Origin of the sequence: Planococcus sp. CP5-4_YE (assembly GCF_019042655.1) — a bacterium.
In the GTDB taxonomy this organism is placed as follows: Bacteria; Bacillota; Bacilli; order Bacillales_A; family Planococcaceae; genus Planococcus.
The window spans coordinates 117,997-130,573 of sequence record NZ_JAHPZO010000005.1; the positions used below are offsets into that span (position 1 = coordinate 117,997).

A 12,577-nucleotide genomic window follows, 5' to 3' on the forward strand; every position below is an offset into this window, starting at 1 on the left:
TGAACACTCTCTTTTTTTACAGTATATTTCAAACATTTGAATAAAGGTATATAAATTTTATATTTTTTTGTAATTTATACCAATATTTTTTGTTAGTTAAAATTTATTCAAGAGTTGCCTATCTAAGGCAAAAAAAAATGGCCGAAGCCATTTTTAGTCTGTATAAGAACGCACTGCAACGATTTTCTTATCCCAATGGCCCCATGAAGTATCAAGTGCTGTAATAGCGACTCCTGTGCTTGATCCAGCATGGATTATCTTTCCATCTCCAATATAAATTCCTGCATGAGTAGGCGATGTTGGAGTGCTTCTGACCAAATCCAATAAAATGATGTCACCAGGTTTAGCATTTGAATAACTGACCGGTTTCCCGGATTTCTCCATCAAAGCAGTCGTCCGCGGGATAGTGATCCCCTTTTGGTTGAATACATACATTAAAAATCCTGAGCAGTCGAAACCAGCTGGCGTCGTTCCGCCCCAACGGTATGGTACACCCTTGTATTTGTTCGCTTCTGTCAAAATTTCCTGGCGAATATCTACAGACGGTTTCACGACCGGGATAGGGGCAGGGGCTGGATTTGGATTCAAGGCATCTTTAGATACAGCACCTGTTCCTCCAATGACAGTAAGTTTAGTGACATTTTTAGTGTTGATAACATCTTTTGTGGAGGATGGCAAAGCAGATTGACGCACCAATAGAATCGGCTTTTTCTGTTTTCCACCCAGTGCAGATCCTGTTAAAGCGTCAGCAAACTGTTGCCCGGACGCTACCAGGGAGTCATTGACAGTATTTGGGTACAAGGTCGCCACAATGGCTGCCGCTGTTGCATATCGGTCTTTTCCTGAAATCCGCTGAACTTTTGCAGTTTGGCTGATTTTATTAAAAACTTCCTTGCTGACAGCACCCTCGCCGCCAACAATTGTGACATTATTATAATTTTTAAGCGTTGCTTCAACCTCGGACGACAACTTATCTCCAGAAGTTAATAGAATCGGCTTACCAGTCTCAGCAGCGTGTGATGCAATTGCTAATGAATCCGCATAACCTGAGCCACTTGCAAGAACAGCCGAACTTCCTCCGACTTCTTTAGCAATCAAAGCAGAAGTTTCCGCACGGTTTTTGCCGGAGATCCGCTTAACGTTTATTCCTTCATTGCTCAAATCATTAAAAACTTTTGCCGAGATTGCCCCTTCGCCTCCAAGGATTGTGGCATTTTTTGCGCCGATCCGGCTGATTTCTGACATGACGGATGCTGGCACAGTGTCTTTTTTAACTAACAGAATCGGTGCGTTGAGCTTTTTAGCTAGTGGCGCTCCTGCAAGAGCATCTGGATAGTTATTGCCGATAACGAGCACTACATTGTCTGTACTGTGGTAGCCCCAGCCCTCACGCGAAACTTGAATTGCCGTCTCGTAACGATCTGTTCCTGAAATTCGATCAAACTTTTCATAAACGCTTGCTTCTGAAGTGGAAGCGAAAGCAGTTATTGATAAAGCAGTTGCGACAATCACTGTTCCAAACCATTTTGTCATTTTCATATGCTTCTTCTTCCCCCTGAGTTATATAGTCCGTTTATCTGTATTTATTAAACAATTTTTTATTCTGAATAATTCAGAGTTTATCATTGAATTTATGAGAGTAATATTACAATTATGTTACAGGAACAGCAAAAAGCCCTTTGAGACAGTGCTCAAAGGGCTTCAAAAACCGCGTCACGTATAGGCTGAACGGTATATTTCATAAAATTAACAGTTTAAAATAAACAGGATTAATTACCTAGTTTAACTTTAAAACCGCACTATAAACGCTCCGGATTTCCCGTTGCAGGTTTTCATTGGAAAAATTTTCTTTTGCGAAGCTTCGAAGCCTGCTTCCCATTTCACTCGTATTTGCATCTATCGCCTTTTCCATCACGTGTTTGAGTGCATCTGCACGCCCTGGTTCCACGATCCATCCGGTTTTCCCAGGATCAACAAGTGCCGGCACGCCTCCCACATTGGTGGCGATGACCGGTGTGGCCATATCGGCAGATTCCAAAAGCACGAGCGGAAAACTTTCGCTATGCGAGGTCAATAAAGATACATCCGCAGCATACAATAATTGGTCCACATCATTACGCGCCCCTAAAAATTGCACATGCTCTGAAATGCCGAGTGCTGATGCCTGTTCACTTAATTTCTGTCGCAGATTGCCTTCACCGATGACCCACAATTTACATGGCCGGTGGATCTGGGCGAAAGCGTCAAGAAGAATATCGTGCCCTTTAACCGGATGAAGACGCGCCACTATGGCAAAGACAAACTCATCTTCCTGGGTGTCGAGCGATTTCCGGATAGCCTGTTGATCAAATTTCGGCAAGGTTTCATGGAAATTAATCCCGTTAAACACCGGAGTGATTTTCTTCGATTCGACGCCCATTTGGACCAGCATATCCCTGAATTTCTCCGATACGGCAAACAAATGATCCGCGCGGCGCATCGCCCGCTGGTTCAAGATGGTAAACACTTTCGCAAGCGGCTTGGGCTGATGGAGAAAATCGAGTGTCGGGTCGCTATGAACTGTAATGAACCACGGCATGCCTAGTTTTTTATAGACAGAATCAATCAAAAAATTGGCACGCGCCCCATGAGAATGAACAATGGAAAATCCACCTTTTTTCAAGACCAACAAAATCTTTCTTGGAGCCGATCGGTCTAGACGGCTATTTTGCTGGACTACTGTGACTGGAATTCCCGCTTTGCGTGCATCTTCTGCAAATGCGCCTTCGGTCAATAACAGCAACTCTGCTTCTACAGGAGAGTTCGTCAATAGCTGCAATAAATGCTTTTTAGAGCCTCCGGTTTCACCGCCGCTGATTACATGTAATACTTTCATCAGCGTTTTCCGCCTTTATCACGCACGGCTTTGATGAGGAATTGCGGAAGCGCCATTTGGCGTTTAATGCGCGTAGGTTGGCTGGCAAGACGATAGAGCCATTCAGTGCCTGTGTTCAAGAATAACTTCGGCGCGCGTTTGACGTTGCCACTGTAAACATCGAAACTGCCGCCGACGCCCTGGAAGATATTGACGTCCAATTGTTCCATGTTTTCACGGATGAACAATTCCTGTTTTGGGCTGCCGAGCGCGACGAACAGGATTTGCGGTTGCGCAGCATTGATGGCTTCAGTGATTTTTGATGGGTCTTTTTCATAACCGTCGAGTGTACCGGCGACAATGAGATTCGGATATTTCGCTTGGATGTTTTGTGCGGCCAGTTCCACTGTCGCTTTTTTCGCCCCGTACATAAAGATTCGGTGGCCGTGTTTATTCGCTAGTTGAAGCAGCGCATCCATCATGCCGATGCCGGTCACACGTTCGCGAATCGCGCCTCCGCGCATGCGGGAAGCGATTTTAATGCCGACGCCATCCGGAATCTGGTACGTCGATTCGTTCAAAAGCTTACGCAGTGCAGGGTCTTTCGAAGCCATCATGACTTTTTCAGGGTTGATGGCGACGATGCGCGATTTGCTACCTGTTTCGATATCGGTTTGGATTTTATCCAGCAATTGCTGTTCGGTCTCTTTGTTGACGGTAACGCCTAAAATTTCTTCTTTCATGTAGTTCGTGCCTCCATGCAAAACCGCATTTCCAATGGTTTGAAAATGCGGCCGTGTATTTTAATTTTTTGGGTTGCCTTTGCCGTCGCCAAGACGGTAAACCGTGAATCCTGCTTGTTCGTAAGCTTCGCGGCTGATGGCATTTTTCGTGTCAAAAATCGCTTGATGGCGCATCGTTCCGCCCATTGTTTTCGGGTCGTATTCTTTAAATGCCTTGTGATCGGTTAAGATAACGATCAAGTCCGCGCCTTCTACTGCTTCATCATAAGATTGCGTCTGGAATGGCGCTTTGTTTTCTTTGACGTGCGGATCGAATGAAGAAATGTTCAGGTTTTTCGACTTCAAGTGTTCCAGCACTTCCATCGATGGGCTCTCACGGATGTCGTCGATATTGCCTTTAAAGGCCAAACCAAAGACAGCGACTTTCGCATCGGCCACATCTTTTAGGATCTCATCGATTTTATCTGCCGTGTATTGTGGCATGCCGTCGTTCGTCATGCGCGACAGATGGATGATCTGTGAAAGATCCTTCTCTTTTTCGACCAAGAACCATGGATCGACGGCGATGCAATGCCCACCGACACCAGGTCCTGGCAAATGAATATTGACGCGCGGATGGTGGTTCGCGAGACGAATCGCTTCCCAAGCATCGACGCCTACATTATCGGAAATTTTCGCGATTTCATTGGCGAACGCGATGTTGACGTCGCGGTAAGTGTTTTCCATGACTTTGACCATTTCGGCCGTAGTCGCATCCGTCAGAATGAATTCACCTTTAACGAATGATTCGTAATATACTTGCGTACGTTTTGAAGACTCCTCATTGATGCCGCCAATGATGCGGTCATTTTTCACGAGCTCTTCAAATACCTTGCCTGGAATGACGCGCTCTGGGGAATGCGAAACAAATAGTTCTGTCCCGATTTCCAAATTGCTCTTCACAAGAATCGGCATCATGACATCGAGCACAGTGCGCGGCGGCACAGTCGATTCCAAGACGACCAAATCGCCTTTTTTCAAGAACGGCACAATCGATTCTGTCGCTGCGCGGATGTAATCCATATTGGCTGTTTTGTCTTCCGCGATCGGAGACGGCACAGCAATTATGAACATGTCCGCTTGTGCAGGTTGTGTTGAAACCGAGAAAGTGCCTTTTTCCAACGCTTTGTTCAAGTAGTCTTGAAGAAACGGTTCTTCGATATGAATTTGGCCTTCAGACAGCATATCCACTGCTTTTTGATTGACGTCCACGCCGTGCACGTCATAACCATGGTTTGCGAACATGACCGCTGTCGGCAAGCCGATATATCCTAATCCCACTACACAGATTTTTTCCATTTCGTTAATTCTCCTCAATTGCCAGTAATTTTTTATCTCCTGCTTTGCATGCAGAGATTTGTTTCAATAGTTTTGTTAAATAAGTTGAACTAATACTTTTTCTTTAAGACTTCATTGCATACGATATTCCGCAAAACAGCTGGCTTTCCTGGGGGCTTGCGCTGAACTAATTCGGGCTTGCTGCCCGAATGGATTTCAGCACTTCGCTGATCCCCAAGGAGTCTGCGCTATTTTGCTCCATATCTATTGATATGATCCAGATATTAAGAGTGCAAGGCAGCGACTCCTGCGGGAATAGCATGAGTCTTGAGACCCCACAGGAAGCGCAGCGACCGAGGAGGCTCAAGCCATGCCCGCGGAAAGCGTCTGCCTGTAACGATTACATCGCTCTCTTTGACTGGTTCATTTTTTGTTCAACTCACATATTATCAATAGTTCATTCTACCATAGCAAAGCCTTAGGCAGAAATCGTTTTGGTGTATTTTTCATTACGGTTTCGTTACAGGACGCCCGATGGCTTGATGGGTTCCCAAAGAAAAACCTCTCCCGCAAATGCGGAAGAGGTTAGAAGTTATTCGTCGTGACGATGTGCTTCTTCTCCCCAACATTCCGTGTTTTTCAGGCCAGGCACATTTTTTGCATAGAACACCGGATTCTTGCCGGCTTTTCTTTGTCCCATATAATCGTCGAGGACGCGGAAAGCGATCTTCCCGAGCAGGGCGATGACAATCAAGTTAATGACGGCCATCATGCCCATGAACAGATCCGCCATGTTCCAGACAAGCTGGACTTGTGCAATCGACCCAAACATGACCATCGCAAGGACGCCAAAGCGGTAAGCCGTCAGCCATAAGCTATGTGCATTGATGAACTCAATATTCGTCTCGCCGTAATAATAGTTTCCGACAATCGAGCTGAAAGCGAAGAACGTGATAGCGATCGCCAGGAAGTAAGGGGCCCATGCTCCGACATGCATCTCAAGTGAAGTTTGGGTCAGCAAAATGCCTTCCTGTTCACTTGTACGGTACAAGTCCGCTAAAATGATGACGAAAGCAGTCGCCGAACAGATGATGATTGTGTCGAAGAACACGCCAAGACTTTGGACTAATCCTTGTTTTGCAGGATGCGATACGTTTGCAGAAGCTGCAGCGTTTGGCACAGATCCCATACCGGCTTCGTTCGAGAACAAACCTCGGCGTATCCCCTGCATGATCGCAGCACCGATACCGCCGCCGACCACTTCTTCAAGACCAAACGCATTTTGGATGATTAAGGTGAAGACCGCCGGAATTTCCGTAAAATTAAGGATGGATATGTAAGCGACGACAACCAAATAAGCAACTGCCATGACAGGTACGACAATTTGCGTGACATGCGCGATCCGGCGTACTCCGCCGAAAATGACGATGGCGGACAAAACGACCAAGCTTGCACCGACGACCCAGTTCGGGATGTCCAATACTTCACCGACCGATTGGGCAATAGTGTTCGATTGAACCGAGTTGAAAATGAAACCGAATGCAAGTGTCAGGAGGATGGCAAAAACAATACCCAGTTTCCGTGTGCCAAGTGCTTTCTCCATATAGTAAGCAGGCCCCCCACGGAATTGCTCACCGTCTTTGATCTTGTAGACTTGAGCAAGTGTGCTTTCGATAAACGCGGTTGCCATCCCGATTAGGGCAACGACCCACATCCAGAAAACGGCGCCAGGGCCGCCAATGGCAATTGCCAAAGCAACTCCGGTGATATTGCCGGTCCCGACGCGGGATGCGGTCGAAATCGTAAATGCCTGGAATGCGGAAATTCCGCCGGTTCCGTCTTTCTTTTCGGTAATGACGCGGAACATTTCGCCAAACAAGCGCACTTGCACGAAATGAGTGCGGATGGTGAAGTATAAACCAAGACCGAGCAAGAGCCCGATCAATATGTATGTCCATAATAAGTTATTGCCTTCGTCGACGATCCACGTCAACCCGTTAAATATTGCATCCATTTCGATGACCCCTTTAAATTACTATAGTTTAAGCCTTTGATACATACCCTTAATGAGGTGCCGGGAAACTATTTTCGGCACCTCACCGGCATGCTGTTACGCTAAGCGCAAAGTCTCAGCCAAGACGCGCGCGCCAATGTCGAGTGCTTCCCGGTTGAATTTCATGTCCGGATGATGCAGCCCCGGCGTTAAATCAGCGCCGATTCCGACCATCGCCGCTTTCAGCCCAGGCTGTTTAATCGTGTAAAAATGGAAATCGTCTGCCCCCGTTGTCTGGATTGCTTCAGCAAATGCCTCGTCTCCGAGCACATTGCGAATCGCCTGCGAAGCAATCTCCATCGCCTCGCCCGATACTTCGGCAGCAGGCGTGTAATCATCCCATTTCAAATCGATTTCGACGCCATGAAGCGCGGCGATCGCCCGCAAACCTTCTTCAAGGCTGACTTTCATTGTGTGCATCAAATCATTGGACTGTGAACGCACATCTAGTGCGAATGTTGCGCTTCCGGGAATGATATTCAAGCTTTCTCCGCCGGTCTGGATATTCGTCAGCTTGGCTGAATACGATTCGAATGGTGAAAAATAAATCGTTTTCACGAATTGATGAATCGCTGCGATCACATCAATAGCATTTTTCCCTTGATGCGGCCGCGCCCCATGTGCATCTTCGCCGGTGATTTTGCCTTTGAGGAAAATTCCGGACCCGTGATGAAGCGCTGGCGTCACCTTGCCAAACGGCAGCTCTTCCTGCGGGCGCAGGTGAACGCCGAACAAATGCGTCACGCCGACTAGTGCGCCGCGTTCAATCATCGCAAGCGAACCGTTGCCCTGCTCTTCAGCCGGCTGAAAAATAAAGCGGATGCGCTTATTCAAGGATTCGTCCTTCAAACGCAGGAGGGCCCCAAGGACCATCGACATATTGGCGTCATGGCCGCAGGAATGATTGGCCTGCACTTGGCCATTCACTTCCTGCCATAAGGCATCGATATCCGCACGCACGGCGATCACTTCCTCCCCTTCGCCAATTTCGGCAAACAAGCCAGTGACATCATCGAATGTCCGATACTTTACTCCGAGCTCATCCATGATCTGCGCGAGTTTTTTTGTCGTCTCAACCTCTTTGAAACTGACTTCCGGATGCGCATGAAAATGATCAAAATAAGTTTCGGTCTGCTGTTTAAAGTCCATAAAAGATCCGCTCCTTTAAATTTTCATCTTTTTGAATTGTACCTGTCTTCTCTACCCAAAACAAACCGGATTAAAAAAGGCGGGTTTCATCCTCGTGTATCAATCCGCTCTTTCCCCAATATGCAAAATCAAGCTCGCGATGATTTCCGGTATTTCCTCGAAGGCATTTTTGATATGGAGCCGTTCCGTGCGTTTATGCGGATCTTTGCCGAACGGGCCGATATTCAAGACCGGCGCCTTAAGTTGTTGCATCGTTTGGAACGGAATGCTGTATTGGTCACCGTAAACTGGCGTGTTTTTCTCGTAGCTAATCCAGCCGCTTGCTGTGCCCTCGTAATTAACATAGCTGAGGTCGGAAATGCCATTAAAGAAATGCACTTGCTCGAGCTCTAAATCAAAACGTTCGAGCGCATCATGTGTGATGTGTGCCACACATTTCCCGATGAATGGGTCTTCGCTTGAATTGACCGCTGGGTAATAAGGCGGCGCAAACAATAAGACGATGCCTGGCGTCAACTCTTGGCAATTCAGCAGCAAGATGTCCGCAATATGAAACGATTTTTCGCGAACATCCCGTTCCGGATCCATCAGCGTATCGCGAATCAATTGATTCAGATAATCAAGGCCGAATTTCGCTTTGGCGTACTCCACAAGTTCTTCGTACCGAAGGACGCGAATTTCATCAAAATGCGGTGCCATCCCGACTTTTTCGCACAAGGAACGATAATCTTCCACACATTCCGCAGCGGATTCCTTCGCCAAGCTCTCGAAAATATCCATGATGTCTTCGGCATTTCTTTCCATCGTGAAGACGTTATAGAGCGCTTTTGTCCGGTAAGGCGTCTGGACCGAATATTCCTCTTTCATATCCCCTTGCGTCAGGGTTACCGGAAGCGGTGTTTCTTCCCCGTGCACGGTTTCGGAAAACGCCGGATTCCATTCCATTTTCCGCGTCAAATACGTCGATAGATAGCTCGAAGTCATGCCGGCAAGCGGCTCTCCTGCATGGGTTTCTTTGCCGTAAAACAAGGCACTCGGCATGATTTTCCCGATCGATCCAGTGTAGATGTATTGCGATGTATCGCCAGGCGATTTTGCGAACACCGGCTCGCCGTTCAAGAACAGTATATATTCCAGCCCATACTGCCGTTCGAGATCGAGCAGCTTAGACACGCCGTAGCGCATACCTGCGGAGTTTACTTCCTCATCCGGCACCGACATCAGCACAATATTGATCGGCCAATTTTCCAAACTTGCCCGCTCGATTAATGCCATATGGATCGCAAGCCCCGGCTTCATATCCATGATGCCTCGGCCGAATAAATAATCACCGGATGCTAGATCTTCCTGCATCTCCGGCTTAAATTCGCTCTTAATCTTTTGAAATGCTTTTTCCAGTTCTGCTGGCTGGTAAGCGAGTGGTGCCAAATCTCCGTATTCGTGCACAGCGACAGTATCGAAATGACTGAGCAGAACAACGGTGCGTGAGGCTTTTTCATGCTTGTACAAGGCTGTCAAATAACGGCGCTCCCAATTAACTTCACCCAAAGAAACGAATTCCGGGTGATTGTGGAAATAGTCCACTTTCAATAATTCGGCTTTTAATCGTTCCGGGAATTTCACTTCCCCTTCTGTTAGCCCTTGTGATTCCCAGCCGACCAATTGCTCTGTCAGCTGGCGCAGTTGTTGTGGTGTACCCCATAAACCCGCCATCGTTCATTCTCCTTTCGCTATTCCACTATAGAAAAAAACGGCTCATATTGGGAGCCGTTTTCTGCGTTTTCGAAGCAAATCCTCCGCTGCCCCTGATCCGAATATCACGCCGATGACAATGAGCACAAGGCCGAGCAAATGGCCTGGCGTAATCGTTTCACCGAGAATAAGGCTTGCTGCCACGAGCGAGAACAGCGTATTCAAATTCATAAAAATTGCCGCTTTTGTCGGTCCCGCCTGGCCAATCGAGTAATTATAGAGCATGTGGCCGACCGCTGTGCCAAGCATCCCCGAAAAGAAGAACGCCAGCCAGAACGATGATGGAACTTCCGCGAACGCTGCGATTTCTCCCGGCTCCTGGATAAGCGCGATGATAAATAAGACGATTGCCCCCGTCACGAGCATATATCCCGTCAACAGGCGCGGATCCAGCGAACGTGCCGCATTTGCTATGACAATATAACTGAAGACTTGAGCCAAAATGGAGATGAAGACCAATATATCCCCAAGGCTCAAGCCTGATGCCGAATCGCTTCCGACCATCACCGTCATGGCGACGCCGGCAAAACCAATAAAGACACCCAGCCATTGCAGCCTGGATGGCACAATACGCATAATCAGCGAGACCAATACCGCCGTCAGCATTGGCCCAGTTCCAAGAATCAAACCAGCGTTTGTTCCGGAAGTGATCGCCAATCCTTGAGACAGGAAGTAATGATGGGCCACGACATTAAGCAATGCCCCAAGCAATATGTATTTCCAATCACTGCGCCTTGGCCAGCGCATCATGCCGAGCGACGCCAAAATGATCAGCACTGTCACCCCGGCTAGCAAAATCCGAAACGCCGTCAACGTGACCGGATCAACAAATTCCAATAAATACTTAACCGCCGCGAGGTTGAATCCCCACACGACCATCACCGATGTTAAGATGCCGTAAACTTTCCATGGAGTCAAAAGTGCAGCCCTTCTTTCCCTTATTCCACATATAGCCCTTCATTTTACGCTTATTTTTCGTTTCTGTATAGAATGGCATTGTAATCATATGCCTGTCTGTTGATTAGCAGGCTGAACGCAATAAAGGCGAGGAGCGATAAGACGACCGGCACGGTGACCGTATGGACGCCGAACAAATTGCCGTTTTCGATGTTGTAGAAATGTAAGGCGATGTAGCTGATGATCCCTGTCGCCATGCTCGCAATCGCACCGTATTTATTGCCCCATCTCCAGTATAGGCCGAGCACGATCGGCCAGATGAACGCCGCTTCGAGACCGCCGAACGCAAATAAATTCAAGAAAATCAACAAGTCTGGTGGATCGAGCGCAAGCAAGAAAACGATTCCTCCGAGAATACCGGTCACCCCGAACGACATGCGCTTAATCGTTTTAAGGCTGGCATCCGGCTTCACGTAATTCAAGTAGACATCTTTGACGATCGATGAGCTGACGAGAAGCAAGAGCGAGTCGACCGTCGACATGATCGCCGCCATCGGAGCAGCCAAGACGATTCCGGCAACCCAGGGCGGCAAAGTTTCCAGCGCGATCAGCGGAATGACTTTATCGCCGACTTCGATGCCCGGAAGGATCGGGCGCGCAAAGACGCCGATCAAATGCATATTGAGCATGATGAAACCGGTGACAATCATGCCGATGATGAGCGCGCGATGCATCGAGCGGGCGTTTTTATAAGACATCGCCCGTACCGCGATTTGGGGCAATCCGACAACCCCGACACCGACGAGAATCCAGAACGACGACACATAGGCGGCGCCAAGATTGCCTTCCGCTCCGTACGGCGTGACCAAATTCGGGTTTTCATTGATGAGGTCCTGCATGATGTTCGAAATCCCGCCGCCCGAGATGATGACGGCAACAAGCAGGACCAGCGTGCCGACGAGCATGACTGCCCCTTGCACTGCATCGGTCAAAGCGACAGCCCGGAAGCCGCCGATGGTCACGTAGACGAGGACGCTAACGGCAAATAAAAACAGCGCTGATTGATAGCTGAGTCCTGTTAAAGACTCGATGAGCCGCGCGCCGCCGATCCACTGGGCAGCCATCGCGGAAAATAAGAAAATGATGATGCTAAGCGCCGATAACAAAACGACAGCTGTGCTATTGTAGCGGCCTTTGAGAAAATCAATCATCGTCACCGCGTTATAGCGACGCGCCATGATGGCGTATTTTTTCCCGAGAATCATCAGGACGAAATAACCGGTGACCACTTGCGTCATCGCGAGCAACACCCAGCCGAAGCCCATCGTATAAGCGGTCCCCGGCCCTCCGAGAAAACTCGAGGCGCTGCCGTATGTCGCGACCATGGTCATCGCCAGGACAAAACCGCCGAGTTCGCGACCACCGAGGAAATAATCACTGATGAAGTTCGAAGAGCCGGCCAGTTTTCTGCTCGACCAATAGCCGATGAAAAAGATGATGATCAAAAAGACGATCATAGGAATGAGGACTGAATAGTTCATCGACTTTCCTCCTGTTCTTCGTCAAATGGCACATCGATGAAGAACAATTTGACGACAACCGTGACAAGCACGACCATAACCAGGAAACCGACGATGCAGCTATAGAAAAACCAATCCGGCAAGCCGAATATGTACGTATATTCCTCGACTGGCCGACTGCCAAGCCCGTAGGCAAAAGCGAACCACCAAACGAAATTGAAAAGCGCAAGTCCGAGGCCGATCCAGGCTTCCCGGTGCGCGACGCGGAAGCGCCAATCTGTTTCTTTCATGC

10 protein-coding genes are annotated in these 12,577 nt (G+C 48.2%); all 10 read right to left on the reverse strand.

The genetic code is table 11. The annotated features are described in order from the left end of the window. Positions 1-153 precede the first annotated feature (153 nt). On the reverse strand, positions 154-1,539 hold the full coding sequence (locus tag KTG14_RS08375; protein ID WP_216970509.1) for a cell wall-binding repeat-containing protein: 1,386 nt from the start codon (positions 1,537-1,539) through the stop codon (positions 154-156). A 238-nt stretch (positions 1,540-1,777) separates the two neighbouring features. Beyond that, the gene (locus tag KTG14_RS08380) at positions 1,778-2,875 is read right to left on the reverse strand and encodes a glycosyltransferase (protein WP_216970510.1); all 1,098 of its coding nucleotides are present in this window, start codon (positions 2,873-2,875) and stop codon (positions 1,778-1,780) included. Further along, on the reverse strand, positions 2,875-3,597 hold the full coding sequence (locus tag KTG14_RS08385; RefSeq protein WP_216970511.1) for a WecB/TagA/CpsF family glycosyltransferase: 723 nt from the start codon (positions 3,595-3,597) through the stop codon (positions 2,875-2,877). The genes KTG14_RS08380 and KTG14_RS08385 overlap by 1 nt, the downstream gene beginning before the upstream one ends. Before the next feature lie 60 nt (positions 3,598-3,657). Beyond that, positions 3,658-4,935 (reverse strand): nucleotide sugar dehydrogenase, encoded by a 1,278-nt coding sequence (locus KTG14_RS08390; RefSeq protein WP_216970512.1) that lies wholly within the window; start codon positions 4,933-4,935, stop codon positions 3,658-3,660. A 571-nt stretch (positions 4,936-5,506) separates the two neighbouring features. Continuing rightward, on the reverse strand, positions 5,507-6,928 hold the full coding sequence (locus tag KTG14_RS08395; RefSeq protein WP_216970513.1) for an alanine/glycine:cation symporter family protein: 1,422 nt from the start codon (positions 6,926-6,928) through the stop codon (positions 5,507-5,509). A 96-nt stretch (positions 6,929-7,024) separates the two neighbouring features. Beyond that, a complete protein-coding gene (locus KTG14_RS08400) occupies positions 7,025-8,116 on the reverse strand; it encodes an amidohydrolase (RefSeq protein ID WP_216970514.1) in 1,092 nt (363 codons plus the stop codon). Between the two features lie 99 nt (positions 8,117-8,215). Beyond that, positions 8,216-9,829, reverse strand: a complete 1,614-nt coding sequence (locus tag KTG14_RS08405) for a M20/M25/M40 family metallo-hydrolase (protein ID WP_216970515.1) — start codon at positions 9,827-9,829, stop codon at positions 8,216-8,218. Between the two features lie 42 nt (positions 9,830-9,871). Continuing rightward, positions 9,872-10,786, reverse strand: coding sequence for a DMT family transporter (locus KTG14_RS08410; RefSeq protein WP_216970516.1), 915 nt, complete (start codon positions 10,784-10,786; stop codon positions 9,872-9,874). Between the two features lie 50 nt (positions 10,787-10,836). Next, positions 10,837-12,306, reverse strand: a complete 1,470-nt coding sequence (gene panF / locus KTG14_RS08415; RefSeq protein WP_216970517.1) for a sodium/pantothenate symporter — start codon at positions 12,304-12,306, stop codon at positions 10,837-10,839. Then, the gene (locus KTG14_RS08420; RefSeq protein ID WP_216970518.1) at positions 12,303-12,575 is read right to left on the reverse strand and encodes a YhdT family protein; all 273 of its coding nucleotides are present in this window, start codon (positions 12,573-12,575) and stop codon (positions 12,303-12,305) included. Before KTG14_RS08420 ends, panF begins: the two co-directional genes overlap by 4 nt. Positions 12,576-12,577 lie beyond the last annotated feature (2 nt).

Bases quoted from the DNA above. Each gene is read 5' to 3' on its own strand.
- KTG14_RS08375 (WP_216970509.1), bottom strand. From the start codon at position 1,539: ATGAAAATGACAAAATGGTTTGGAACAGTGATTGTCGCAACTGCTTTA.
- KTG14_RS08380 (WP_216970510.1), bottom strand. From the start codon at position 2,875: ATGAAAGTATTACATGTAATCAGCGGCGGTGAAACCGGAGGCTCTAAA.
- KTG14_RS08385 (WP_216970511.1), bottom strand. From the start codon at position 3,597: ATGAAAGAAGAAATTTTAGGCGTTACCGTCAACAAAGAGACCGAACAG.
- KTG14_RS08390 (WP_216970512.1), bottom strand. From the start codon at position 4,935: ATGGAAAAAATCTGTGTAGTGGGATTAGGATATATCGGCTTGCCGACA.
- KTG14_RS08395 (WP_216970513.1), bottom strand. From the start codon at position 6,928: ATGGATGCAATATTTAACGGGTTGACGTGGATCGTCGACGAAGGCAAT.
- KTG14_RS08400 (WP_216970514.1), bottom strand. From the start codon at position 8,116: ATGGACTTTAAACAGCAGACCGAAACTTATTTTGATCATTTTCATGCG.
- KTG14_RS08405 (WP_216970515.1), bottom strand. From the start codon at position 9,829: ATGGCGGGTTTATGGGGTACACCACAACAACTGCGCCAGCTGACAGAG.
- panF (WP_216970517.1), bottom strand. From the start codon at position 12,306: ATGAACTATTCAGTCCTCATTCCTATGATCGTCTTTTTGATCATCATC.
- KTG14_RS08420 (WP_216970518.1), bottom strand. From the start codon at position 12,575: ATGAAAGAAACAGATTGGCGCTTCCGCGTCGCGCACCGGGAAGCCTGG.